This window comes from Bradyrhizobium aeschynomenes (assembly GCF_013178945.1).
In the GTDB taxonomy this organism is placed as follows: Bacteria; Pseudomonadota; Alphaproteobacteria; order Rhizobiales; family Xanthobacteraceae; genus Bradyrhizobium; species Bradyrhizobium aeschynomenes.
The window spans coordinates 289,132-315,155 of the sequence record NZ_JABFDM010000006.1 but is presented as its reverse complement, the minus strand read 5'-3'; the positions used below and the strand labels follow the sequence as shown (position 1 = coordinate 315,155).

At 66.5% G+C, this 26,024-nt stretch carries 19 protein-coding genes; 8 read left to right on the top strand and 11 right to left on the bottom strand.

Annotated features, from left to right (window positions below):
* Window positions 1–35: 35 nt before the first annotated feature.
* From HL666_RS19615 to HL666_RS19600, 4 genes are all read right to left on the bottom strand, one after another.
* Window positions 36–2,327, bottom strand: coding sequence for a TonB-dependent receptor (locus tag HL666_RS19615; RefSeq protein ID WP_172183055.1), 2,292 nt, complete (start codon window positions 2,325–2,327; stop codon window positions 36–38).
* A 174-nt stretch (window positions 2,328–2,501) separates the two neighbouring features.
* On the bottom strand, window positions 2,502–2,900 hold the full coding sequence (locus HL666_RS19610; RefSeq protein ID WP_172183053.1) for a hypothetical protein: 399 nt from the start codon (window positions 2,898–2,900) through the stop codon (window positions 2,502–2,504).
* Between the two features lie 101 nt (window positions 2,901–3,001).
* Window positions 3,002–4,372 (bottom strand): M23 family metallopeptidase, encoded by a 1,371-nt coding sequence (locus HL666_RS19605; RefSeq protein ID WP_172183051.1) that lies wholly within the window; start codon window positions 4,370–4,372, stop codon window positions 3,002–3,004.
* A gap of 106 nt (window positions 4,373–4,478) precedes the next feature.
* Complete coding sequence (locus tag HL666_RS19600; RefSeq protein WP_172183049.1) at window positions 4,479–5,180, bottom strand: peroxiredoxin; 702 nt, start codon at window positions 5,178–5,180, stop codon at window positions 4,479–4,481.
* Window positions 5,181–5,679: 499 nt separating this feature from the next.
* Between HL666_RS19600 and HL666_RS19595 the strand changes: the two genes are divergently transcribed.
* On the top strand, window positions 5,680–9,375 hold the full coding sequence (locus tag HL666_RS19595) for a YhdP family protein (protein WP_172183047.1): 3,696 nt from the start codon (window positions 5,680–5,682) through the stop codon (window positions 9,373–9,375).
* Window positions 9,376–9,427: 52 nt separating this feature from the next.
* Here the strand turns inward: HL666_RS19595 and HL666_RS19590 are convergent, their stop codons facing one another.
* From HL666_RS19590 to tyrS, 3 genes are all read right to left on the bottom strand, one after another.
* Entirely contained in the window at window positions 9,428–11,125 is a 1,698-nt protein-coding gene (locus tag HL666_RS19590) for a methyl-accepting chemotaxis protein (RefSeq protein ID WP_172183045.1), read from the bottom strand.
* A 135-nt stretch (window positions 11,126–11,260) separates the two neighbouring features.
* On the bottom strand, window positions 11,261–12,523 hold the full coding sequence (locus HL666_RS19585; RefSeq protein WP_172108529.1) for an MFS transporter: 1,263 nt from the start codon (window positions 12,521–12,523) through the stop codon (window positions 11,261–11,263).
* A 56-nt stretch (window positions 12,524–12,579) separates the two neighbouring features.
* Complete coding sequence (gene tyrS / locus HL666_RS19580; RefSeq protein ID WP_172183043.1) at window positions 12,580–13,833, bottom strand: tyrosine--tRNA ligase; 1,254 nt, start codon at window positions 13,831–13,833, stop codon at window positions 12,580–12,582.
* Window positions 13,834–14,029: 196 nt separating this feature from the next.
* Here tyrS and HL666_RS19575 point away from each other — a divergent pair, with 196 nt between their 5' ends.
* Both HL666_RS19575 and HL666_RS19570 read left to right on the top strand, forming a co-directional pair.
* A complete protein-coding gene (locus tag HL666_RS19575; protein WP_172183266.1) occupies window positions 14,030–15,133 on the top strand; it encodes an anhydro-N-acetylmuramic acid kinase in 1,104 nt (367 codons plus the stop codon).
* Window positions 15,134–15,214: 81 nt separating this feature from the next.
* On the top strand, window positions 15,215–15,892 hold the full coding sequence (locus HL666_RS19570; protein WP_172133188.1) for a glutathione S-transferase family protein: 678 nt from the start codon (window positions 15,215–15,217) through the stop codon (window positions 15,890–15,892).
* Window positions 15,893–15,922: 30 nt separating this feature from the next.
* Here HL666_RS19570 and HL666_RS19565 read toward each other — a convergent pair whose 3' ends face one another.
* Both HL666_RS19565 and styA read right to left on the bottom strand, forming a co-directional pair.
* Window positions 15,923–16,450: a flavin reductase family protein gene (locus HL666_RS19565; protein ID WP_172108535.1), complete on the bottom strand. Its 528-nt coding sequence runs from the start codon at window positions 16,448–16,450 to the stop codon at window positions 15,923–15,925.
* A 21-nt stretch (window positions 16,451–16,471) separates the two neighbouring features.
* On the bottom strand, window positions 16,472–17,719 hold the full coding sequence (gene styA / locus HL666_RS19560) for a styrene monooxygenase subunit StyA (RefSeq protein ID WP_172183041.1): 1,248 nt from the start codon (window positions 17,717–17,719) through the stop codon (window positions 16,472–16,474).
* A gap of 97 nt (window positions 17,720–17,816) precedes the next feature.
* On the opposite strand from styA, the gene HL666_RS19555 reads away from it, so the two are divergent.
* Window positions 17,817–18,722: a LysR family transcriptional regulator gene (locus tag HL666_RS19555; RefSeq protein ID WP_172183039.1), complete on the top strand. Its 906-nt coding sequence runs from the start codon at window positions 17,817–17,819 to the stop codon at window positions 18,720–18,722.
* Between the two features lie 482 nt (window positions 18,723–19,204).
* Here HL666_RS19555 and HL666_RS19550 read toward each other — a convergent pair whose 3' ends face one another.
* Window positions 19,205–19,525: a hypothetical protein gene (locus HL666_RS19550; protein WP_172108541.1), complete on the bottom strand. Its 321-nt coding sequence runs from the start codon at window positions 19,523–19,525 to the stop codon at window positions 19,205–19,207.
* Window positions 19,526–19,741: 216 nt separating this feature from the next.
* Between HL666_RS19550 and HL666_RS19545 the strand changes: the two genes are divergently transcribed.
* Together HL666_RS19545 and HL666_RS19540 are read left to right on the top strand one after the other, a co-directional pair.
* Window positions 19,742–20,377, top strand: coding sequence for a hypothetical protein (locus tag HL666_RS19545; protein ID WP_172108543.1), 636 nt, complete (start codon window positions 19,742–19,744; stop codon window positions 20,375–20,377).
* A 273-nt stretch (window positions 20,378–20,650) separates the two neighbouring features.
* Window positions 20,651–21,391 (top strand): metallophosphoesterase family protein, encoded by a 741-nt coding sequence (locus tag HL666_RS19540; protein WP_172183037.1) that lies wholly within the window; start codon window positions 20,651–20,653, stop codon window positions 21,389–21,391.
* Between the two features lie 3 nt (window positions 21,392–21,394).
* On the opposite strand, the gene HL666_RS19535 is transcribed toward HL666_RS19540, so the two are convergent.
* On the bottom strand, window positions 21,395–21,991 hold the full coding sequence (locus HL666_RS19535; protein ID WP_172108547.1) for a TetR/AcrR family transcriptional regulator: 597 nt from the start codon (window positions 21,989–21,991) through the stop codon (window positions 21,395–21,397).
* Window positions 21,992–22,105: 114 nt separating this feature from the next.
* Here HL666_RS19535 and HL666_RS19530 point away from each other — a divergent pair, with 114 nt between their 5' ends.
* Both HL666_RS19530 and HL666_RS19525 read left to right on the top strand, forming a co-directional pair.
* Window positions 22,106–22,921, top strand: a complete 816-nt coding sequence (locus HL666_RS19530; RefSeq protein WP_172108549.1) for an amidohydrolase family protein — start codon at window positions 22,106–22,108, stop codon at window positions 22,919–22,921.
* A gap of 783 nt (window positions 22,922–23,704) precedes the next feature.
* Complete coding sequence (locus tag HL666_RS19525; RefSeq protein WP_172108551.1) at window positions 23,705–26,020, top strand: ATP-binding protein; 2,316 nt, start codon at window positions 23,705–23,707, stop codon at window positions 26,018–26,020.
* Window positions 26,021–26,024 lie beyond the last annotated feature (4 nt).

The window sequence follows — 26,024 nt, the reverse complement described above, 5'->3', positions numbered from 1 at the left end:
GCCCACGGTTTCCGAGGCGTGAGCCGGCGCGATCGTCAGAAGCTCACGCTCAGCCGTGCATTCAGCGACCGGCCCGGGCCTTTGACGGAATAGCCGTAGGCGGCCGATGAGCCCATCATCGATACGACCTTGTAGTCGACCAGATCGGCGCCGCCGAGCGGCAGATAGTAGGTCCGGTTGAACAGGTTGTCGACGCCGAGATCGAGCCGAACATGTTGCCATTGATAGCCGGTGCGCAGGTTGACCAGCGCGTAGGACGGCGTAGTCAGCTCGTTGCGGACGTGGCTGACGACGTCCTTTGCTCCGACGAGCTGCAGCTCGACCGAATTGGTCCAGCCGCCCAGATGATGGTCGAGCGCCAGCTTCGCGTTGACCGGCATCATGTGATAGAGATCGACGCCGTCGGTGCGGCGCCCCCGGACATATCCGATCAGGCCGCGAATCTGACCTTGGCCGTAGCTCAGGTCGTCCCAGATCGTCAGGCGCCCCTCGACATTGACGCCGTACAGCGTCGCGTCGTGATTGGCGAACTGCAGATAGACGAAGCCGGTGCTCGCCGTCAGATTGGCGGGATTGCTGGCGAGGCAGCTCGCCGTTTTGCAGCGGTCGACGTCGATGTAGTCCTGCACGTAGCTGGCATAGGGTGTGATCTTGATGTCCCAGAGCCTCTCGGCCGGATCGTGCCAGCCGGCTGTGAAGCTCACGGTGTGCGCCTTCTCCGGCTTGAGGTCGAGATTGCCGACATAGCCGTTGCCGTCGCCGAACCAGCCGATCATCTGCATCGCCATCGTGTTGGTCGACCAGGCGTAGCGCTCATACAGGTTCGGCGAGCGTGTCTTGCGCGCGAAGCCGAGCTCGAACTGGCTGATCGCGTCTGGCTCGTAGCGCACCAGCGCCGAACCGTCGAGATGCACGTCGGTCCGCGCCCGGTCGGCCGCGTTGAAGGCGGCCGCGTCGGCGCCGTACATCATCGCGTTGTAGCCGGCGACATTGCCGGTGTTCATCCAGACGACGTCGTTGCGCAGGCCGACGATCGACGTCCATTGCCGGTCCCAGCGCCGCTCCCATTCGATGAAGGTGCCGACGCGGTTGCGCTGTCCGCCATTGATGTTGATGAAGCTGTTCGGGCCCATCATCATCGAGCCGGCCACCGGATTCCACCAGTCGTCGAGCCGGTTCATCGCGAGCTCGTTGCCGACGCGCAGCAGGTCCGCGCCTGACAGGGGGACCGTGGCCTTGATCGCATAGCCGCCGTCGAGGCCCTTGGTGTCCATCGGCATGGTTGCGATCTTGTCCGGCGCGATGAAGCCCATCGTGTGCCGGATCTGGTGCACGAAGGCCGAGGCCTCGAGCGAGCCCCAGTCGAATGTGCCTTCGTAGCGGCCGTTCGCGAACAGGCCGCGATTGTAGACCATGTCCATGTACTGGTTCACATAGCCCTGATAGGGAATGAACTGGCCGCCGACCTGGAACGTGAACAGGTTGCCGAAGCTCCGCCTGGAGATGCTGATGGCGTGGTTCTGCGTCTCGTAGAGCGTCGACTTCACGGTCGTGCCGTCGCCGGCCTTGTAGTTGCCCGACCGCACCCAGCCCCCGGCATAGGTCACGCTGGTGTCGCGATTGGCGACGGTGGCGGTGGCATCGACGCCATAGGCATTGCCGTTGCTGCGGAAGAAGCTGGACAGCCGCGTGCTCGCCATCCAGCCGTCGGTCGCCGCAAAGGCGGGCGGCGCGGTGGTGACGTCGATGCGGCTGCCGATGTAGTCGCCGCCGACCGACACCGGACCGATGCCGAGATAGGCGCGCATCTTCGCGATCATCGCCGGATTAACGAAGGACAGCGGCGGATTCATCTCGTTGGGACACGCCGGCGAGATCAGCATCGAGTTGATCGCGACTTGCAGGCGGTCGGCCCCCATGCCGTTGATCGCCGGCAGGCTGGAGACGCCGCCTGCGCCCCACGTCGTGCCGCCCGGCAGATCGCCGACGAGACCTGCCGAGTCGCTCGATGACAGGCCCCGATCGAAGGCCGCCTGCGCCGGCAGCGTGCGGCTCGCAGCGGCCGGCGCCGTATCCTTGCGCGCGGCCGGTTCGGCCGGGCGCGTGGCCGGTGTGTGGGTCTGATGGTTCACCGCTGGCCGCGGCCTGGCCGTGCGCGGACGCGCGGGGTCGACGGTGACGGTCGGCAGCAACGCCGCGGGGCGCGCGGCGGCGGCCGGCGCTGCGGCGGAGCAGAGCAAGGCCGTCGCCGCGAGCAGCGCGGACGACACCGGTCGTGGAGGTGCAGAGGAGGTGGGCCGCTGTGGGCCCGGCAGGACGTTCGACATGGAGAACTCTGGAGGATGTCGCGCAGATATTTTGCGCGGGAGATTGGGAGCCGGGCGCGCGCCGACGGCGCCCGGCGATGATGCCGAGATATGCGTGCCATCATGCTGCGGCTCCGCGAGAGCGGAGGCGGCATGTGGCACAGCGATGTGTCTGGAAAGAGTGGCGACCGCCGCTCAGGCGAGCAGAGGCGGCGCTCGCGCCCGGTGGGCAGCGTCGACCTCGGCGACCGCGAGCCGCAAGGGCGCGATCGCTTCGAACGCAATGCCGAGCACGGGCCGCAGCGTGACGGCAGGCGCGTCGGGCGGCGGCAGCAACGCGAAAGCGGGTGTGACGCAGAGCGGACAATGCGCCGCCGGCGCCGTGGTCGGCGCCTCCGACGTGTCGGCGCGGTCGGCCGGGCGGGGATCGCTGTCGATCCGCTCATGGCAGATCTCGCCGAAAGCAAAGGCGAAGCTCGGCGGCAGCCAGGCGTTCAGGCTCACCGCGAGCGTGACCTGCAGCGCGAGCACATAGGCCATCGCACAGGCGACGACGCCCGTCAGATGTGTCCTGTGTGATGAAAGGCGACGCACGGTCCCGAAATCCCCGCAGCATGATTAGCATAACTGCGGAGCGGCACCAATTGCGATCGCGCAACGCCGTCGCGCGACTCCCTCGTATCTGGACGAGGTCTCTAGCCTGCGCTCAACCGTACGCCCGCGCGCAGGAATTTCTGCGGGTCGACGGCTTCGCCGTCGATGCGGGTCTCGTAGTGCAGGTGCGGACCGGTGGAGCGGCCGGTCGAGCCGACCTCGCCGATAATGTCGCCAATCTTCACCTGCTGGCCGATCTTGACGTTGATCTCGGACAGATGGCCATAGCGTGTGGAAAGGCCGTTGCCATGGTCGACCTCGACCATGCGGCCATAGCCGCCGGCCCAGCCGGCGTTGACCACCTTGCCGTTGGCGGTGACGCGGACGGGATCGCCGGTCGCGGCGCGGAAATCGAGGCCGGTGTGCATGGCGGGACGGCCGAGGAAGGGATCGGAGCGCACGCCGAAACCCGAGGTGAACTCGACCTCGCCGATGACCGGCTTGCGATAGGGCACCAGCGCCAGCGTGCGGTTCATCTTCTCGACCTGCGCGCGGGTGATGCTGATGCGGTAGAGTTGGCGCTCGAACGGGCCGGACTCGGCGCCGAGCTTGACCGGCACGAACGGGCCACCCATGCCGCCCTTCGGCGCGGCCGCTTCGAGATGGCCCATGTCGAGGCCGAGATCGGTGATCACGCCGCGCATTCGGCGCAGCTTCGATTCCAGCGTCTCCTCGGCGGAGGACAGCATCGCGATCTGGCGCGCCTCGACCTGGTCGAGCGAACGTGTCAGCCGCGTCAGCACGTTGTCGACGCCTGCGAGCTTGGTGGCCTGGCTCGGCTGCACATTGGCCATCACCGGGCTGCGCGATTCGAGGCGTGCCTCGCGGTCCGGCGGCGCGGTGAAGATCACGGTGTCGCTGATCGGCGACGGTTTGGGCGTCGACGGCGCCGATGGCGGCTCGATCGCGACCGGCGCCCGCGCCGGCGCGCGGATCGAGCCGGTGATGTCGGGCATGCTGCCGAGCGCGGTGGCGCGGCCCTCCAGCGCAGTCTGGCGCTTGAGGATCTGGTCGAGCTTCTGGTCGAACTGCTCCTGGTCGAGCAGCTGGCGGCTGGTGGCCCGGTCGACCTTGGCACGCAGTTCGGCGATGCGGTCCTCGTAGGCGTATTGCATCTCGGCCTGGCGCGCGATCAGGCGCGTCAGCACGTCGTCGCGAAACGCGAAATAGGTGGCTGTCGCGGCCGACCACGCGCCGAGCAGGCTGACGGTGCCGACAACGATCCAGAATACGACCGGGCCGATTCGCACCTGCTTGCCCGCATGCACCAGCGTGTAGTCGCTCTGCGAGGCGGCCGATGCCGCAGCGGGTGCCGGATGGCTGGCCGGAGCGCGCCGATGGGAATGGGCGTGCCCGCGGTCATGAGGATGGTGCTGGGGATATTCGGCGTGATGGCCGGAACGATGCGACATCGGCACTCCCGCGCCGGCTGGAGCTCGTTACGTCCAGCGGCGTCATTTACGGGAGGGATTTGACCCCTGCATGGTTAATTTTCCCCCAACGCCCCATCGCCTGGTTCTACAGGTCGCGCGCGGCTGCCAGCACGACGTCGGCATGGCCATCGACCTTGACGTTGCGCCACACCTTGGCGACGCGGCCGTCGGGGCCGATCAGCACCGTGCTCCGGATGATGCCGAGAAACTTGCGGCCATAGAGCGACTTCTCGCCCCAGGCGCCGTAGGCCTCGAGCATCTCGTGCGTCTCGTCCGAGATCAGCGGCACCGCGAGCTCGTGCTTGTCGCGGAAATTGTCCTGCGCCTTGACCGAATCGGCCGACACGCCGAGCACGGCGGTGCCGGCGGCGGCGAAATCCTTCGACAGTCGGGTGAAGTCGATCGCCTCCTTGGTGCAGCCGGGCGTATTGGCCTTGGGATAGAAGAACAGCACGAGCTTTTTGCCGGCGTAGTCGGCGAGCGAAGCGGTTCCACCGCCGTCGCGGGGCAGCTTGAAGGCAGGAGCCTTGGCACCTTCGGCAAGCCCGGTTCCAGCCGAAGCGGTCGCGACGGGCTTGGCGGCTTTGGCCGTTACGGGAGCCGACTTGGCGACCACGGACTTGCCGGCGGCGTTTCCGGCCTTTGCGGTGGTCTTCTTCGCGGCCTTGGTCGTTGCCGGCTTGGAGGTCTTTTTGGCGGCCGTCTTGGCGGCGGCGGCGGCCCGGTTCCCGGTCGTTGCCCCGTAGGACGCCGGGTTAGAGGATTTCTTCCGTGATTCCTTTGACATACGCCTTCCTTTCGTCGCTTTCGGCGGCTCAAGAATGAAACTATCTCGGTTCTTGTCCGGTGTCCCGGGATCGATCTTGCATCCGTGCTTCGGCGTACGGGAGGCGCCTCTTGCGACGCGCTGGACATCACGGGTACCAGCATGCGTGAGTACCAAAGCAATGACGACTCTCGTACCGTCCCCGGATCAGACCTCCCCGCCACAAATTTCGCGTCGCCGTGGCGAGGCGCGGGTGGAGCGGCACGAGCGGGTGGGCAAACCTGACGGCGGCGGGTTATAGTGACGGGGATGTCGCGCTTCGTCCGGCCCGCGTGTCGGACGTGACGACAGCAGGCGACTCGGGAGCGCCCGTTGAGCGTGACGGGGATCGACGGGAAGCGGCCATGCCGACCAGCGGGGCGCGCGCCTCGTGAACGGTCGGGGCACCATCGGCGACCAATCTGGCCGAAGCCAGATTGTCACCACCATATCGGACACCAGGGGCCAGCACCGAGAGGCAATGGCAAGACAGACATCACCCCACCGGCCCCATCTGCAAGCGGACACCCAGGGCCAACAGTGGGATGACGCCGACTGGGACGTGACCGACCAGTCCGAAGATGCAGCGGAGCACGACGAGGCCGCCGGGCAACGGGCGCGCCGTCTGCTGTCGCGTGCCGATTCGGGCCGGTCGGGCGAGTCCAGTCCGCGGCGCCGGCCGGGCGGCCGGTTGTTGCGGCGCTGCGTGGTCTCGCTGGTGGTCCTTGTCCTGATTCTGGGCGTCGGCTTCGGCGGGCTGTGGCTGCGGCTCGGTGTCGGGCCGATCAGCCTCGATCTGGCAACGCCATGGCTTGCGGCCGCGATCGAGGACAATATCGGCCACGGCAATACGGTCGAGGTCGGCGGCACGCAGATCGAGCGCGCCGGCCGGATCCGGATTGCGGTCCGGATCCGCGACATCGTCGTGCGCGATCAGGATCGCGCCGTCGTCGCCAGCGCGCCCAAGGCTGAAGTGCGGCTGTCGGGTGCCGCGCTCCTGATGGGCCAGCTGCGCGCCGAGAGCCTCAAGCTGGTCGACGCCGAGCTCGCGATCCGCATCACCCCTGACGGCACCGTGACCGTTTCGACCGGCGAGACCAGCAAGCCGCTGGCCACCGGCGTCGCCTCCAAGCGCGATGCCGGGCTGCCGCCGACCTTCCCGCGGCCGGGACAGTCCGCCGGACCGGCCTCCGGTATGCCCCAAGCCTCCCAGCCGCAGGCAGCAAACCCGCCGGCTGCATCCGGGACGGCTGTGGTGCCGCCGCCGCAGAACGGGCTGCTCGCCGGGCTCGACTGGCTCGACAGCCTGAGCCTGACCGGCCTCGACGGTCAGAACCTGAACGAGATTGGCCTGAAGAACGGCGTGCTGGTCGTCGACGACCAGCAGCGCGGCAATAAATGGACGTTCGAGAACATCAGCCTCAGCCTGCGCCGTCCCTCGGGCGGCGGCGTCGCGCTCAGCCTCGGCGAGGAGGGCGCCAAGCCCTGGCTGCTGCGCGTCCTGGTCGGGCCGCCGGCCAACGGCGTGCGCTCGATCGACATCAAGGCCGACAAGGTCTCCACCAGCAATATCCTGCTGGCGCTCAGGCTGAAGGATCTGACCTATATGGCGGACCTGCCGCTCACCGGTGAGATCAAGGGCGAGCTCGGTCGCGACGGATTGCCGACCTATATGCGCGGCAAGCTCAACATCGGCGCCGGCAGCATCATCGACACCGACACGCCTGACTATCCGATGGCGATCGACTCCGCCGAGATCAACATGGAGTGGGACGCCAGCCGTCGCGCACTGGTGGCGCCGTTCAAGGTGATCTCGGGCGCCAACCGTATCACGCTCAACGCCCATCTGGAGCCGCCGAACGACGGCGTCAACGACTGGCGGCTCGGCCTCAGCGGCGGCACGATCCTGCTCGGAGCCATCGCCAACGATCCGCCGCTGATCTTCAACCGCATTTCGATCAACGTCCGCTTCGACACCGAAGGCAAGCGCGTGCTGCTGACGCAGGCCGAGATCTCCAATGGCGAGATCGGCGTCGCCGGCACCGGCAGCGTCGAATATGCCGGCGAGCCGCGTCTGAAGCTCGGCTTCGCGACCACGCCGATGCCGGTGCTCGCCATGAAGCGGATCTGGCCGGCTCTGATCGTGCCGGAGGTGCGCGCCTGGATCATCGAACGCATCGATCGCGGTTCGGTGCAGCGCATGGACATCGCGGTCAACTCGCCCACCCGCAACCTGCCGCGCAAGGGCCCGCCGATCCCCGATGACGGCCTCGACGTCAACATCGTGGCCAACAACGTGACGGTTCATCCCGTCGACGGCCTGCCGTCGGTGCGCGATGCCGACATGAAGGCGCATGTGACCGGGCGCACCGCGACGGTGACGTTGGGACAGGGCGTCGCCGATACGCCGGCAGGCCGCAAGCTCAACTTCTCCGACGTCGTGTTCGAGGTGCCGGACATGGCGCCGAAGCCGTCGCCGTCGCGGGTGCGGATGCGGGTCGACGGCCCGGTCGCCGCCGCCGCCGAGATTCTCGCGTCCGATCGGCTGAGCGACCTCTCCTCGATGCCGATCGACCCCAACCAGACCAAGGGCACGTTCCAAGCCAACGTCAATCTCGCGATGCCGGTCAAGGGCGAGCTCACCAAGGCCGACACCAGCTACACGGTAACGGCCGATCTCAACGGTTTTGCCGCCGACAAACTGGTGATGAACCAGAAGCTCGAGGCCAATACGCTCAAGATCGTCGCCAACACGGGCGGCTATCAGGTCAAGGGCGACGTCAAGATCAACGGCCAGCCGGCGACCCTCGACTATCGCAAGCCGACCGAAGGCGATGCCGACATCAGGATGCAGGCGATCCTCGACGATGCCAGCCGGGCGCGACTCGGCATGGACCTGGGCACCGCGATCACCGGCAACGTCCCACTGAAGCTCAACGGCAAGATCGCCGGCGCCAGCGATCGTGACAGCCGAATCGGCGTCGAAGCCGATCTGACGCAGCTGAAGCTCGACAATCTGCTGCCGGGCTGGGTGAAGAACCCCGGCAAATCGGGCAAAGCGACCTTCCTCGTGGTGGCGAAACCGCAATCGACGCGCTTCGAGGACATCAACATCGAAGGCGGCGGCGTCTCGATCAAGGGCTCGCTGGAGGTCGACCAGAACGGCGACCTGATGAATGCGAACTTCCCGACCTATTCGCCGTCGGAAGGCGACAAGACGCAGCTCAAGGCCGAGCGTGGCCAGGACGGCGTGCTGAAGCTGTCGATGCGCGGCGACGTGTTCGACGGCCGCGGCTTCCTGAAGTCGGCGATCTCGGGCACCAACAAGGACGCCGACAAGAACAAGGCGCGCTCCAATCTCGATTTCGACGCCGAGGTCAAGCTCGGCGCTGTCGCCGGCTTCAACGGCGAGGCGCTGCGCAGCGTCGACGTCAAGCTCTCCAGGCGCGGCGGCGCCTTCAAGAGCTTCAATCTGAGCGGCAAGGTCGGCCGCGACACGCCCGTCACGGCCGACATCCGTGTCGGCCGCGAGGCGCCCAGCTCCGATCCGCGTGCGCGCCGTCAGGGCCGCGAGGTGATCTATCTCGTGACCAGCGATGCCGGCGCGCTGCTGCGCTTCGCCGACACCTATTCGAAGATGTCGGGCGGCGACCTCGAGCTCGCGATGGAGCCGCCGACCGCCGACACCAGCCCCAAGGAAGGGCTGGCGATCGTTCGCAACTTCACCGTCAGGGGTGAGCAGGCGCTGGATCGCGCCGCCTCCGGCGCCGCGCAGGGCGCCTCGCAAGGCATTGCCTTCACGATGCTGCGCGCCGAGTTCACCCGGCAGAACGGGCTGCTCTCGATCCGCGACGGCGTGGTCAAGGGGCCGACGCTCGGCCTGACCATCGAAGGCAGTATCGACTACAACGTCAACCAGGTCCGGGCATCCGGCACGATCGTGCCGCTCTATGGGCTGAACAACATGTTCAACCAGATCCCGATCGTCGGCCTGTTCCTCGGCGGCAGCAATGAAGGTCTGTTCGGCGTGACCTACGAGGTTGTCGGCACGCCGAGCCAGCCGGTGGTGCGCATCAATCCGATCTCGGCGATGCTGCCGGGCGTGACGCGCAAGATCATGGACTTCAACACCGGCAAGCAGCAGTACCCGCCAGGAGAGCTGCCGCCGAACAATTGAGGCGCGCAGGCCGTCGGGGTTCGGCGACGCCCACTAGAGCGGATCGAAGCAATCAGGCCGCTCTGACGCCCGCAAGGAAGGTGTCGACCTCGCGGGAGAGTTGCTCGGCCTGCTTGGAGAGATTGCCGGCGGCGATCAGGACGTGGCCGGCGGCGCTCCCGGTCTCATGGGCCGCGGTCGAGACGCCGCCGATGTTGGCGGTGACTTCGCGGGTGGCCTGCGCCGTCTGGGTGACGTTGCGCGCGATCTCCGCGGTCGCCGTTCCCTGTTCCTCGATCGCCGATCCGATCGTGGCCGCGATCGCGGACACCTCCTCGATGGTCAGGGTGATGCCGTCGAGCGCACCGACTGCTTCCCGCGTCGCGTTCTGGATCTGGGCGATGCGGTCGCCGATCTCCTGCGTGGCCTGCGCCGTCTGGCTGGCCAGGCTCTTCACCTCCGCCGCGACCACGGCAAAGCCGCGTCCGGCTTCGCCGGCGCGTGCGGCTTCGATCGTGGCGTTGAGCGCCAGCAGGTTGGTCTGGCCAGCGATGCTCGAGATTAACTCGGCGACGTGCTCGATCTGCTTGGCGCCGTCCGCCAGCGCGCGGACGATCCCGTCGGTATGACGCGCGCTTTCGACCGCACGTCCAGTGACCTCGGCGGACTGGGCGACCTGACGGCTGATCTCCGTGATCGACGAGGTCAATTCCTCGGCGGCGGTGGCGACCGTCTGAACACGCGAGCTCGCCTCCGTCGCGGCCGAGTTCACGGCGGTGGCGCGCGCATTGGTGCTCTCGGCGGTGCCGGTCATCGACTTCGCCGTCGCCTCGAGCTCTCCGGCACCGGACGCCATCAGCGCAACGAGCTGGCCGACGGAGGCGTCGAAGCTGTCCGCCATCGCAACCAGCGCCGCGCGCTTTTCCGCTTCGCTGTGCTGCTTAATGGCTGCCTGTTCCTGCTCCAGCGTGCGCGCGGTGATCGCCGTCCTGCGCAGCACCTCCAAGGTCTCGGCCATGCGACCGATCTCGTCGCCACGTTCCGTCTCGGCCACCGGCTGCTCGAGCCGGCCGCCGGCGATGTCCTGCATCCGGTCCTTCAGCCGGTGCAGGCCCCCGACGACGTTCTGCGAGATCATGAAGGACAGGATGCCGAGCAGCACGAGCAGCGCCGCGCCGATCCCGGCGAGCCGGACCAGCAGGGCATAGACGTCCGCCTCGATGTCGTCGACGTAGAGCCCGTAGCTCATGACGATGTTCCAGGGCGCGAAGGCGCGGACAAAGACGACCTTGCGAAGCGGCTCGGTCTGGCCAGGCCGCGGATAGAGATAGGATGTCGTGCTGCCTTCGGGTTTCTGCTGCGCAGCCTTGATCTGCGCATCGGCGATCAGCACGCCATTGGCGTCCTTGGTACCGAGGATCTTGCCTTCGAGCTTTTCATTGGCAGCGTTCAACAGCAGCGCCGAGTCGGCGGCGTTGTAGGCGATCGGATAGCCCTGGCCGTTGTTGAACGTCATTCGCCGCGCGAGGTAGCGGAACTTGTTCTTGGCCTCGTCAACCGATAGTTTTCCTGCCGCGACCTCGGTCTGCAGCGTCTCGGCGAGACCGTAGATGAGGTCCACCGCTGTGTGCATCTGGGTGATGCGGTCTTCCAGCATGCGCTCCCGGCTGAGCCAGCCTGCGACGGCGACGATGGCGATGACCGTCGCGATGGCCAGGATCACCATGCTTGCAAGCTTGGTGCGGAACTTCATGTGGCTGAGCAATGTCACGGCGTCCTCATCGTTCTTGTTGTCCGAACAACTACCACCAAGCTGCTTACTAATCATGAATGCGTGATCGCTCGGCGATGTCCACTATGTGGACGAGCAAGTGCTGAGGTTCCCCCAGAACGCTGCCGATTGCAGCTACGTGCGAAGTGCGGGGACGACGAGGAACGGAATCATCCCGATCACGACGCTGATCAGCGCCAAGACAATGACCGCGTCATAGCCGTGCGTGAGATCGTGGATGACGCCGCCGCTCCACGAGCCGAGCGCGGAGCCGAGCCCGCTGCCGATCGTGATGGTGCCATAGATCGTCCCCAGCCGCTTGCCGCGGAAGATCTTCATCGCCGTCGCCGACAGCAGCGGCCCGCGCGAGCCGATCATGCTGCCGAAGCAGACGACGAAGCCGGTGAGCAGATAGATGTTAGGCCAGAATTGCAGCGCCCACAGCATCAGGATGCCCGCGATCGAGACCGCGTAGGAGAACAGCACCGACGGCCTGCGTCCGATCAGGCCGTCGAGCGCGGAGACCCCGAGCATGCCGAACAGCAGCACGACGCCGGAGAAGCCCCAGGCGGTCGCGGCCTGCAGCGGCGCAAAGCCGGCATCGATCAGGTAGGCGACGACCTGCGGCGCGATCGCATACATGCCGACGGCGGTGAAGAAGAAGGTCGAGAACAGCGCCCAGAAGGCGTGGTGACGCAGCGCACGTGACAAGGTCCAGACGTCCTCGGCGAACTCGTCGGCGATCGGCTTGGTGATGTGAGGCGCGCCGGCGGCAAACAGCCGCCATGGTAGCAGCGCCAGCGGCACCAGCAGGATGAACACGACGGCGCCGAACAGTTGATAGGCGCTGCGCCAGCCGATGGCCTCGATCAGGAGCTGAGAGCCCGGCAGCAGGATCAGCACGCCGGCGCCGGTCGCTGAATAGATCACCGCCATCGCTGTCGGCAGCTTCTTGCCGAACCAGCGCCCCAGCAGGATCGAGTTGGGCACGTTGCCGATCAGCGCGATGCCGATGCCGACGCACAGGCCGATGCTGAGCTGGAACTGCCACAGCGCCTGCGCATGCGCGGCCGCGGTGAAGGCCGAGCCCAGCAGCAGCAGGCCGAGCGCAAAGACGGCGCGTGGTCCGGAGTGATCGAACAGCCGCCCGATCAGCGGCGCAGCGAGGCCGCCGGCGAGCGCTGTCAGCGAATAGATCGAGACGATCTCAGAGCGGTCCCAGCCAAAGCCGTCGGAGATTGGCTTGAGAAAGACGGTGAAGCTCTCGCCGAGCCCGCGCCCGAGCACTGACAGCGCAAAGCACAGGCCGAGCACGACGAACGCCGTGCGCCCCGCCTTGGGCGACGGGGTCGGCGTCTCCTCGGTTTGCGCAGGCTCTGGCGGCGCGCTGGTCGTCATGCCCGCCAGGGAGCGCCTTCCGGCGTTCCCTGACAAGCGGGCAAAACCGAATGCGGCTATGCAGGCTTGACCAGCACGTGGCGCTTCTTGCCGAGCGACAGCTTGATCACGCCCTCGCTGGTCAGCTCTGTCGCCGTCAGCGCCATCTTCTCGTCGGTGACGGCGACGTCATTGACGCGCAGGCCGCCGCCCTTGATCTGGCGCCGTGCCTCGCCGTTGGAGGCGACGAGGCCGGCCTTGACGAAGGCGTTGAGCACGCCGAGGCCGGCGTCGAGCTCGGCCTTGGTGACCTCGACCGTCGGCAGGTTCTCGGCGATGGCGCCTTCCTCGAAGGTGCGACGCGCCGTCTCCGCCGCCATGCGCGCGGCTTCCTCGCCGTGCAGCAAGGTCGTCGCTGCATCCGCGAGCGCCTTCTTGGCCTCGTTGATCTCGGCTCCCTCAAGCGCGCCGAGTTTCTCGATCTCGGCCAGCGGCAGGGTCGTGAACAGCTTGAGAAACTTGCTGACGTCGGCGTCCTCGGTGTTGCGCCAGTACTGCCAGAAATCATACGGGCTGCACTGGTCGGCATTGAGCCAGATCGCGCCCTGCGCGGTCTTGCCCATCTTGGCGCCGGAGGCGGTGGTCAGGAGCGGCGTGGTCAGCGCGAACAGCTGCTCGGTGCCCATGCGGCGGCCGAGCTCGACACCGTTGACGATGTTGCCCCACTGGTCGGAGCCGCCCATCTGCAGCCGGCAGCCGGTGCGGCGCGCCAGCTCGACGAAGTCGTAGGCCTGGCAGACCATGTAGTTGAACTCGATGAAGCTCATCTCCTGCTCGCGCTCCAGGCGCAGGCGGACGGAGTCCATGGTCAGCATGCGGTTGACCGAGAAGTGCCGGCCGATGTCGCGCAGCATCTCGATCCAGTTGAGCTTGGTCAGCCATTCGGCATTGTCGAGCATGATGGCGTCGGTGGCGCCGTCGCCATAGCGCAGCACCTTGGCGAACACGCCGCGGATCGAGGCCTTGTTGGCCTCGATCTCCTCGACCGTGCGCATGGCGCGGGTCTCGTCCTTGCCGGAGGGGTCGCCGACCATCGTGGTGCCGCCGCCCATCAGGGTGATCGGCTTGTTCCCGGTCTGTTGCAGCCAGTACAGCATCATCATGGTCAGGAAGTTGCCGATGTGCAGCGAGCGCGCGGTGCAGTCATAGCCGACATAGGCGGTCGCCTGGCCCTTGGCGGCGAGGGCATCCAGGCCCTCGAAATCCGAGCACTGATGAATGAACCCGCGGCTCTGCAGCACGTTCAGGAAATCAGACTTGAAGCCAGTCATTGTCCGCGACTCTGAGCATTTGTTTACGGTATTGGCCGCTTGTCGCGGCCGGGTGCGGGACAGCGGCTGCCGCCGGTCCGGGCGTTGTGGCATTATAGGACGCGCCGGGCTTGTACAAGGTCATGTGCAAGGCGTCGGCGGGACCTCAAATCAGCCGCACTTCCAGGCGAGGCCAGGATTTTCGGGTTCGACTGCAATGATTCTGACCGCACTTGGCCTCATGAGTGGCACCTCGCTCGACGGGGTGGACGTGGCCATGATCGAGACCGACGGGCGGCAGATCAAGGCGCTCGGCCCGTCGGGTTACCGGGCCTACACGGCCGCCGAGCGGAGCCTGCTGCGCGAGGCGCTTGCGGACGCGGTGCAGATCGAGCAGCGCGAGGCGCGGCCCGGCCGGGTGCGTGACGCGGAGCATGTGGTGACGGCGGCGCATGCCGAGGCGATCGCGGCCTTCCTCGCCCAGAACCGGCTCATGCCGGAGGACATCGACATCGTCGGCTTTCATGGCCAGACCGTGCTGCACCGCCCCGAGCGCCGCCTGACCGTGCAGATCGGCGACGCGGCTGCCCTCGCCAAGGCCGTCCACATCCCGGTGATGCATGATTTCCGCGCCGCGGACGTCGATTTCGGCGGGCAGGGCGCGCCGCTGGTGCCGGTCTATCACCGTGCCCTGGCGCAGTCGCTGTCCCGCCCGGGGCCGATCGCCGTCGTCAATATCGGCGGCGTCTCCAACATCACCTATATCGACGGCGACGACGTGCTGATCGCCTGCGACACCGGTCCGGGCAATGCACTGCTCGACGACTTCATGCACCGCACGACCGGTCAGGCCTTCGACCAGGACGGCCGCGTGGCGGAGCAGGGCACCCCGGACGAGGCGTGGATTGCCGGCGCGCTGGCGTTGCCCTTCTTCGCGTTGCCGCCGCCGAAATCGCTCGACCGCAACGACTTCGCCGCCCTGCGGCTGGGCGACGCGTCGCCGGCCGACGGGGCGGCGACCTTGACCGCGTTCACGGCCGCGGCCATCGCCCGCATCGCTCCCCTGTTGCCGAAGCCGCCGGCGAGCTGGATCGTCTGTGGCGGCGGCGCCCGCAACCACACCATGATGCGGATGCTGCGGCAGCGCGTGGCGCCGGCCAGCGTCGAATCGGCCGATGCGCTCGGCTGGTCGGCGGATGCGATCGAGGCCCAGGCGTTCGGTTTCCTTGCCGTGCGCGGCATGAAGGGCCTGCCGCTGAGCTATCCCACCACCACGGGCGTGCCATTCCCGATGACCGGCGGGGTGATCGCACGGCCCTGATCGATGCATCTGCATTCACCTTGACAGCTTCATGCATTTGCATCTAGTTTAATGCATCTGCATTAAACTGCCGAGGATGTCATGGCGCCCGTCCTGAAGCTGATCAGCCACAAGCTCTGCCCCTATGTGCAACGCGCGGTGATCGCGCTGACCGAGAAGGGCATAGAATTCGAGCGGATCGATATCGATCTCGCCGACAAGCCCGACTGGTTCCTGAAGCTCTCGCCGCTCGGCAAGGTGCCGGTGCTGGTCGTGCCCACGGCGCAAGGCGAGGTGGCGCTGTTCGAGAGCAACGTGATCTGCGAGTACATCGAGGACACCCGGACCGGCGCCAGGCTGCATCCGGAGGACGCGCTCGCCCGCGCGCAGCACCGCGCCTGGATGGAGTTCGGCTCGGCGATCCTTGGCGATCTCTGGGGCCTGGAGACGACGCAGGACGCGGCGGTGTTCGCCGCCAAGCGCGAGGCGCTGGCGGCCAAATTCGCGCGCGTCGAGGCCGCGTTGGGCGAGGGGCCTCATTTTGCCGGCGCGCAGTTCAGCCTGGTCGATGCGGTGTTCGCGCCGATCTTCCGCTACTTCGATGTGTTCGATGCGGTTGGCGATCTCGGCATCTTTGCCGGGACGCCCAAGGTTCGGACGTGGCGCGATCAGCTCGCGCGGCGTCCCAGCGTGAGGACCGCGGTCAGCGCCGACTATCCGGATCTGCTTCGCGCGTTCCTCGTGCGGCATGATGCATATATGTTGAAACGGGCGGCGTAGCCGCTGCGTCGTGCGGCAAGGGCGCAGCGCTCAAAGCGTCCATCCCTCCGCCGGATACGCCAGTGCTTCGCTTGGCCTGATCTCCGCACCCAGTCCGTTGCGGAAGCAGCTGGCGTAGAACGCCAGCGGCAGGCCGTCCTGGTGCCGGCACCAGCGCACCTCGCCGATGAACAGCGTGTGGTCGGCGATCTCGACCGCATTGACCACCTCGCAGCCGAATTGCGCGATGGCCTGCGGCAGCAGGAAGAAGCCGCCGCGTTCATCCAAGGCGAGCGCGCCTTGTGCCAGTGGCGCCCCTGCGAAATGCCGGCATATCGCGACATCGCTTGCCGCGAGCACGTTGACCGCGTATCGGCCCGACGTGCTCACCGCCTGCCAGGTGCGGCCTCGCTTCAGCGACACCAGCACCGTCGGCGGTTGCATCGAGACGGTGGTGAAGCTGTTGGCGGTCATGCCGACCGGCGCACCGTCGGGATCGCTGCTCGTCACCACGGTCACTCCGGTGGAGAACCGCGAGGCGGCTGCGCGAAAACTGGCCGGGTCGGCATGATGGCTCATGTCAGCTGCTCCGCTGCGATGTCACGCTGCGAGCGGCGTTCGCTCGTCGATCCAGGCATGAATGCGCCGGTCGCTCGCGAGCCGGTCCCATTGCCGCTCCGGATAGTTGAAATTGTCGGTGAACTCGTCGCACAGCGCGCGGTTCTGCGCCATCGTGAAGATCAGGCGACCCATCGCCTCCGACGGCGGCTGCAGCATCAGATTGGTCCAGCGCGCCGCGGCGAGCACGCGGTTCTCGCGGGCGCGATCGACCGTCTCGACGAAGCGGTCATCGAACGCCACGGCGTCCACGATCGCCTTGCCGAGCTCGAACGCCGCATAGGAGGCCATGTTGGCGCCCTGGCCCATCATCGGATCGACCACCGAATGCACGTCGCCGAGCGCGAGCGCGATCTTGCCGTCGTCGAAGCTGACCGACGAGCGCCGCACCGTCGGCACGACCGCGCCCTGCAACAGGTCCAGCGGCTGCAGGTCGAAGCGGTGCGTGTCGATTTTGTTATAGGTGTGCGGATGATGCTTCTCGAGCTTGTCGAGCATCGTCTGCCGGAACGCTGTGGGATCGGCATCGTAGTTGAGCGACACGAGATCGGCCATGTCGCCGCCGGGAATGTTCTCCATCAGCAGCGCCGTCTTCATGCCGCCGAATGTCAGCGTCGGGATCACGATCATCTCGCCATGCCCGGGCGAGACCGACAGCGTCACGCCGCGCGGATCGTCGCCGTCCGGGCTGCCGTGATCGACGCCGTCATAGAGGCCGACGCAGAGCAGGCGTTGCGGCTGGTTGTAGGGCGACAGCTCCGGCCGGTGGCTGAACATCCGCCCGAGCGCACCCTTGCCGGTCGACACCACCAGCAGATCGAACCGTGCCACCAGCGCCGGAATGTCGTCGTCCTGGATGCTGGCATATTCGATGGAGCCGCCGCGATCCTCGAAATCCTTCATCAGCGCCGGCAAATAGATCCGGTAGTCGACCGCGCGGCTCGGTTGCTTGAACGCGCCGCGAAAGAGTAGGGGGCTGCCCGGGAAATTGAAGAAGTGATCGTGGTGGTGATAGACGAATTCGGGATCGTCCCAGTGGTTCACGCCCAGCTCGGTCTCGCGCGCCACCGTGATGCCGTGATGCGCCACGGTGTTCATCAGCCGCGTTGCAGCATATTGCTCGGGCTCGCGGTCGGTCAGGACGGTGGCCTGAATGCCGTGCTTCTGCAGATAGAGTGCGAGATGCAGTCCGCCGATGCCCGCGCCGACGATGCCAATCGACTTCTCCATGGGTCTCCCTCCGTTTGATTTTTTTGAGAGGCTAGACCAGTCCTCCCAATGCCGTATACGGAATGACGAGAATAAAACTCATTCCGGAGAGGAATGGATGGACCGGATCGACGCGCTGCAGACCTTCATCCGGGTCATGGAGGCCGGCAGCTTCACCCAAGCCGCGGCCGATCTCGGCCTGGGCCAGCCCGCGATCACCAAGCGCATCGCGCTGCTGGAGGAGCAGTTCGGCTGCCGGCTGTTCGTCCGCACCACGCGCAAGTTGCGTCCCACGCCCGATGCCGACCGGGTCCTGAAGCTCGCCAAGGACATCGTCACTTTGTTCGAGAGCGCCGGCGTGCCGTCGCCGAAACGGGTCGGGGCGCCCTCCGGCACCTTGCGGATGACGGTGCCGACCTCGTTCGGCCGCTATTTCTTCAGCGACATCTTCGCCGAATACGGCCGCCGCTATCCCGAGGTGCGGCTCGACATCCGCTTCACCGAACAGTTCGTCGACCTCGTCGAGACCGGCACGGAGCTCGCCATCCGCATCGGCGTGCTCAGCTCCAGCTCGCTGGTCGCGCGCCGCGTCGGCACCGTGAAGCGGCTGCTGGTCGCGGCACCCGCGCTGCTGACACGGCACCGCGTACCGCGACTGCCGAACGATCTGCGCCAGCTGCCCTGCGTCACCTATTCGCGGCTGTCGCCGAAGAACGAATGGAGCTTCGAGTCCGAGACCGGCCGCCACGTCGTCGGCATCACGCCGTCGCTGACCTGCGACGACGCCGACATCATGACCCTGGCCACGCTGGAGGGTCTCGGCGCCGCCGTGCTGCCGGACTGGTGCGCGGTGGCTCACATTGCATCCGGCAAACTCATCCATCTGCTGCCCGACTACGACGTCCCCTCGCTGCCGCTGCACGTCGTCTATCCCGACCCGCAATGGATGTCCCATCGGGCGCGATTGTTTCGCGACCTCATCATCGAGCGCGCGGATGTGTTCGCGATGACTGCGCTGCAGTGAGGGAACCGTAGAGTGGGCAAAGGGCGCAGCGACGCGCCAGCGTCGCGAGCGCCGTGCCCACCGGCGTCTTACGCGGACACCGATGGTGGGCCACGCGTTCGCCTGCGGCGCTCGCTTTGCCCACCCTGCGAACTAACTCATCGGCCACGCCGCGCGCTGTGCGATACAGCGCCCTCTCCCCTTGTGGGAGAGGGCATGTACGGCGTATCCGCAGACGCGGTTGGGTGAGGGGCATTTCTCCGCGAGCGATGCCTGTTGAGAGAGACCCCTCACCCGACCGAGTTCGCGGTGCTTTCCGACATGCCCTCTCCCACAAGGGGAGAGGGCGCATTCACTGACACCGCTCGAGCTATCAAGCGATGCCTGCGCGTCGCGAGCGCCGTGCCCACCGCGACTGGCGTGGCGCAAGATGGTGAGCACGCGATCGCCAACTGCGCTCGCGTTGCCCATCTCGCGGACGGCATGTTGAGACCGACGATCGATCAGTGATGGTCGCTGCCTCCGGCAGCAGAATCGCTGCCGACGTGATGATCACTACCGCTATCACCGCGCGACGGGGCATCGGCATGAAAAAAGCGCCAGCGCTCGGCATCGATCACCATCGACGTGTAGAGCGCGCGCACCGAGCCATATTCGGGATCGTTGGGAGCGAGCTGAGCCATCCGAATTCGCAGCTCAGCGATATCGCGCAGTCTGGCTTGCTTGTTGAAGAGCCAATAGACGCCAAGGCCGAGCGGAAACAGCAGGAACAGGCCCAGCAGCGTGACCGTGAAAGCAGCGGGGTCGGCAAATGCAGCTGCCATGCCCGGGTCTCCCTGCCTGTGCGAGCAGGCCTCATCGAACGCGGCTTGCATGATAGATGCTCGGAGGATCCGCTTCAACGGCGCGTGCGGTGCTTCGGTCAAAGCCTCATTAACGCTGAGCATGAAAACGCCGGCAGTTCGAATTGACGCGACGGCTTCTCCTCCCACAATCTGCGCGCGATTGCGAAGCATTGATATTGCAGGGGCAGGGAATCGATGGACAATGTTGCGAAGCCGGGCATTCCGCTGTGGTTCAAGCTCGCCTACACCGCCTTCTGCGCGGTGCTGGTGCCGACCTATCTGACGGCCTATGGCCCGACCAACTTCCTCTATTTCTGCGACGTCGCGCTGCTGACCACGCTGGCCGCGGTCTGGCTGGAGAGCCCATTACTGGCGTCGGCGCCGGCTGTGGGCATCCTGCTGCCGCAGGCGCTGTGGGTGGTCGATTTCCTCGGCACCGCCGCGGGCCTGCCGATCACCGGCATGACCGCCTACATGTTCGACGCCAAGCTGCCGCTGTTCACCCGCAGCCTGTCGTTCTTCCACTTCTGGCTGCCTTTCGTGCTCGCCTGGCTGGTGTGGCGGCTCGGCTATGACCGTCGCGCCTTCGCGGTCTGGACCGTGGCGGCCTGGGCGCTGCTGTCGGTGTGCTACTTCCTGATGCCGCCGCCGCCTGCCGCGGGCAATCTTCCCGTCAACATCAATTACGTCTACGGGCTGAGCGATATGTCGGCGCAGAGCTACATGCCGGGCGCGGCGTGGTTCGCACTGCTGCTGATCGGCTTGCCGCTCGTGATCTTCTATCCGACGCACCGGCTGCTGCTGCGCTATACTCCGGCGACCAGTGTGTGACGCCGCCCTTGCGGGCGAGGGGCAATACGTAGGGTGGGCAAAGCCGCGCAAGCGGCGTGCCCACCGTTCAAGGCGTTGCCGGGCGAAAGACGGTGGGCACGCGCCGCCTTCGGCGACGCTTTGCCCACCCTACGTTTGCGCCGTCATTGCGAGCGAGCGAAGCCGTCGAGAATCTTCGCGTCGCCCTGGATTGCTTCGCTTCGCTCGCAATGACGATCATGCTATGGCTCTGTCTCAAGTAATCACTACGAATTGCGACGCGAGGAAACGACAATGCGACTGGCCGTGATTTCCGATGTGCATGGCAATCTTCCGGCACTGGAGGCCTTGCTCGCCGACATCGCGACCCGCAGCGTCGATGCCACCGTCAATCTCGGCGACTGCGTCACGAGCCCGCTATGGCCGCAGGAAACCTTCGAGCTGCTGCAGTCGCTGGCGCTGCCGACGGTGCGCGGCAATCATGACCGCTGGATCGAGGAATGGCCGGAGGAGAAGCTGTCGCCGGCCGGCCGCTTCGCGCGGGCGGCGGTCACGCCTGAGCAGCGACGCCAGTTGCATGCCTTGCCGGCGCGGATCGCGCTGGAGCAGGGCATTCTTGCCGTGCACGGCACGCCGGACGACGACAGCACCTGCCTGCTCGAAGAGATGCTCGACGACGGCCGTTACGTGGCAGCGCGTCGCGACGTGCTGGCCGCGCGTCTCGTCAATCTCGGCGGCGCCACGCTCGTGCTGTGTGGCCACAGCCATCGCCAGGCGGTGGTGCAGGTGCCCCGCGGACCCCTGGTCATCAATCCCGGCAGCGTCGGCTGCCCTGTATTCGGCGACATCCCCGTCGCTGCCCAGCTCGAATATCGCTCGCCGCACGCGCGCTATGCCGTGCTGACGGAGCGGCGCGGACATTGGCAGGCGGAGCTGTTCGCGCTCACCTACGACTGGGATCGCGCCGCGGCGCGCGCCGCCGAGAACGGCTTTCCGCAGTGGGCGAGCGCTTATGCCTCGGGCGCCGTGCTCTGACGCTCAATCGCTCCTCGCCGCGCCGGTCACGACGGCGCGAACGGCGCAGGCGATCAGGTCCGGCAGATGGACGTCCGGCTTGCCCCGGCTGCGGCCGGCCAGCCAGGCCCTGCAGAACATCTGGGCCGGCCCGATGATCTGGCTGATCAGGACTTCCGGGGACAGTGTGGCGAGCGTGCCGCGCGCCTGGTTCGGCTCGTACCAGCGGGCGAGGCCAGCGCGGAACTGCTCATTGCTGGATGCCTGCACGTCGCGGATCGCCGCCGTGTGGGCGCTCGGCGCGTGAACGAACATGAAGCGTGCTGGTGCGCGATGGTCGAGGACCCAGCGCATATGCGCCGTCACCAGCGCCGCGACCCCGTCGCGCGCCGAGAGATCTCCCGCAACCGCGCCGACCAGCGCGTCATGATAGGCGTCGAGCGCCGACAGGAACACGGCGCCGGCAACCGCATCCTTCGACGGAAAGGCATGGAAGAAGCTTCCATTGGAGACGCCGGCGCGATCGCAGATGGCCGCGACCGTGGCTGCCTCGTATCCACTCTGGTCGAACTCCGCCAGCGCCGCATCGATGATGCGCGCCCGGCTGGTCTTTCGCGTCATCCGCGTCCGTCTCCTCCGCCGTCAGCGCGCTTGAAGTTTGACAACATAGCCGACCCGTACGTAGAGTAAAACTCTAGAGTAAAACTCTAATCGTATTTTCGGGGGGATGCGCTGATGTCACGGATCGTCGATGCCTGGATGCAGCATCCAACCCCGCGCCACTCGGCCGATCCGATGTTTACCTCGCTCCGGCGCTGGACGGCCAAGACGCCGCGCCCGGACGTCATCACCCCGGACATGACGATCGCCGCGATGGATGAGGGCGGGGTGTCCGTGAGCCTCGCATCGGCGTGGTGCGCGCCACACGGCTGGATGATCTCCAACGACGAGGTTGCGGAGGTGGCGAGCAGCCATCCCGGCCGCATCGTTGGCGTCGCCAGCGCGGATCTCGCTCGCCCGATGGAAGCGGTGCGCGAGCTCAGACGCGCGGTCCGCAACCTCGGCTTCAAGGGCCTGCGAGTGCTGCCATGGCTGTGGGGCGTGCCGCCGACCGACCGGCGGTTCTATCCGCTGTTCGCCGAATGCGTCGAGCTCGGCGTGCCCTTCTGCACGCAGGTCGGCCACACCGGGCCGTTGCGACCGTCGGAGACGGGGCGGCCGATTCCCTATATCGACGAGGTGGCGCTGGACTTCCCCGAACTGGTTATCGTCGCCGGCCACATCGGCTATCCCTGGACGCAGGAGATGATCGCGGTCGCGACCAAGCACGCGAACGTCTACATCGACACGTCCGCCTACACGGTGAAGCGCTATCCGCCGGAGATCGTGCAGTACATGAAGACGAACGGCCGGCGGAAGGTGCTGTTCGGTACGAACTATCCGATGATCACGCCGGCCAAGGCGCTCGAAGGGCTCGAGGAACTCGGGCTCGATGCCGAGGCGCGCGAGCTGTTTCTCGGCGGTAATGCCGCGCGGGTATTCAAGCTCTGATCGTTGCCAAACTTGCGCGCCGCTCGCGGCCGTCGGGCAAATCAATGTGCGCGGTGAGACTTGTTTGTTCGCGTCAAACCGGGGCGAGGGGGGCTAAAATCCTCTGCGCGCAGGAACTAATTTTAGCAATCCCGTCAAGCTGATCGGTCCGACCAGTGGCGCGGCGGGACATTTTGGTGTTTCTTTTTATCAGAAATCGTGCTTCATTCAGGCCGTCCCGCCCCGGCACGAGGGGCGTATCGCGATCGTCACGACACGCGGGGCGGGATGCGATGGGCGCTTGGAGCTGCAGCATGGCTGATGCCGTGCGGACGAACGGCTCCGGCGCACGCCGAAATCGCATGGTCCTGGCCTCCCGACGCTGAGGCCACGCCGGTGGTGACGATGATCCGCCGGTCACGGGGGCAAGACAGCCGGTCCCCGGGGAGAGTGCGTATAAGGCGTAAGGCCATCGCGCAGGGAATGCCGGTTGACCGGCTGGACCTGTGGTGACTGCCGCCTGCTTTTTTTCTGCAGGCGGGCCATGGGTTGCGGCCAGCACCCGGCATTCCCTGCGCCCTCGGTTCCGAGAGGGTGAAAACCAGATGCAAGGCTCGGGCAGATCATGCCGCGAGAACGACGCGCCGCGTTCCAGAACTGCCAGCTCCGTCGAAAATGACCGGCGGACGCCGCGATTTCGCGGCGAAAGTCATAGTTCCGTAATTCTACGGGCGGGACAATTAACGTGGCTGAAGCAGCCGATCAGGCATGGCAAGGGGATCACAAGGAAAGTACTGCGCCCTCATGAATTGGCCTGGGGATCTCACGAGCGCGAAGCGATCTGCCGGCGGCAGCCCGCTGGGTGCTTTCTTCCTTTGGATCGGCGGCTTCGGCGCCATCGAAGGTCTCGATGACGAAGCTCTCACGGAGCGCGATCGCCGTCGCATCCGGGCGCGGCAGATCGATGCCGTGGCGCGCCTCGTGCCGGTCACGATCGGCATCAACTTCGCCAATGCCGCGATCATTCTCGGCGTGTTCTGGAATACCGTCTCCAATCTCTTCCTCACCGCATGGGGCGCGGCGATCGGCGTGGCCGGCGCCCTGGCGCTGCGCGGCTGGTGGCGTGCGCGCAAGTCGCGGCCGCAGGAGGCATCGGAGCGCGCCATCAATCGCATGACCCTGCAGGCGTTCTTCCTCGCCAGCATCTGGGGTTCGCTGCCGCTGATCGTGATGCCGCAGGTCGATCCGCATCTGCAGATCATCGTCGGATCGCTGATGACCGGGATGATCTCGGGCGGTGCGTTTGCGATGTCGAGCGTGCCACGGGCGGGCCTTGCCTACACATGGACCCTGATGCTGTGCTCGGTCGTCTCGCTGTTCCTGTGCGGCGGCACGACCTTTCTCGTGCTGGTGGTGTTCCTGGGACTCTATACGTCCTTCATGGTGCGCCACCTGGTGTCGCACGGCAACGTGTTCCTGGAGAACCTGAAGGCGCAGATCCGGCACGAGCGGCAGAACGAGACGATCTCGCTGCTGCTGAAGGAATTCCAGGAGAATGCCGCGAGCTGGCTGTGGCAGACCGACGCCGAGGGGCGCCTGATCGATGCGCCGCAACGTTTCGCCGACGTGGCTCAGTTGCCGCTCGACCAGCTCAAGGGCGAGCGACTGATTGATACGCTGAAATATCTGTGTCCGACGGATACCGCGACGCTCAAGACCTTCGCCGACCGCATGGCGCAGCGGCTGTCGATCCCGGAGATCCTGATCCATGTCGTGGTCGCCGGCGGCGAGCGCCGCCGCTGGGCGCTGACCGCACGGCCGGCGCGCGATTATGAGGGCAAGTTCGCCGGCTATCGCGGCTTCGGCCGCGACGTCACCGAGCGTTGGCGCGCCGAACAGGCGGAGGCGGAGAGCAGGGCGAAATCCGACTTCCTGGCGATGATGAGTCACGAGATCCGCACCCCGATGAACGGCGTGCTCGGCCTTGCCTCGACCTTGCTGGAGACCAAGCTCGATGACGAGCAGCGCCATGCCGTGATGACCATCCGCGAGTCCGGCGACAACCTGCAGCGCATCCTCAATGACATTCTCGATCTGTCGAAGCTCAACGCCGGCAAGCTCGAGTTCGAGACCGTTGATTTCTCGCCGTCGGTGCTGGTCGAGGCGGTCACTGCGATTATGGGAGTCAACGCGAAATCGAAGAGCCTGCTGGTCAATGCCGACATCGATCCGAAGCTGCCGCCGGCGCTGAAGGGCGACGTCGCGCGCATCCGCCAGGTGCTGATCAACCTGGCCTCCAACGCCGTGAAGTTCACGGAGCGCGGCGGCGTCACCATCGCGGTCGCGTGCCGGTCGCGCGACGACCACAAGGCGACGATCGAGTGGCGCGTCTCCGACACCGGCATCGGCATTCCCGCCGACCGCGTCGGCAAGCTGTTCACCGATTTTGCCCAGGCCGATGCCTCGATCAACCGCCGCTTCGGCGGCACCGGGCTCGGGCTGGCGATCTCCCGCCGCATCATCGAGCAGATGGGCGGGTCGATCGCGGTGTCGTCGGTGCAGGGCGAGGGCTCGACCTTCCGCTTCAGCCTGACCCTGCCGTGGAGCGACAAGCAGGTGTCGGATCAGCGCGGCGACCGGGTCGGCGCCGGCGATCTCAAGGCGCGGATCGAGCAGCTCGGCCGGCCGCTGCGTGTGCTGATCGCCGAGGACGATGCCACCAACCGCATGGTGGTGTCGAAGATGCTGCAGGAGTTCGGTGTCGACAAATGCATCGTGCCGGACGGCCTGCAGGCGGTGAAGGCGGCCTCCGAGCAGGAGTTCGACCTGGTGCTGATGGACGTCCGCATGCCCGAGATGGACGGCATCACGGCGACGCGGACCATTCGCGCCAGGGGCGGCCGGCTCGCCGAGCTGCCGATCATCGCGCTCACCGCGAACGCCTTTCCCGACGACATCAAGCAGTGCCGCGAGGCGGGCATGACCGACTTCCTGGCCAAGCCGCTGCGCAAGCCGGCGATGGTGGCGGCGATCCTGAAGGCGATCGGCACGCCCGCGCTCCGCGTGGAGGCGCCGAGTCTTGCGCCGGCCGACGGCCCCGCGGCGACGGCGGAGGCCTGAGCCG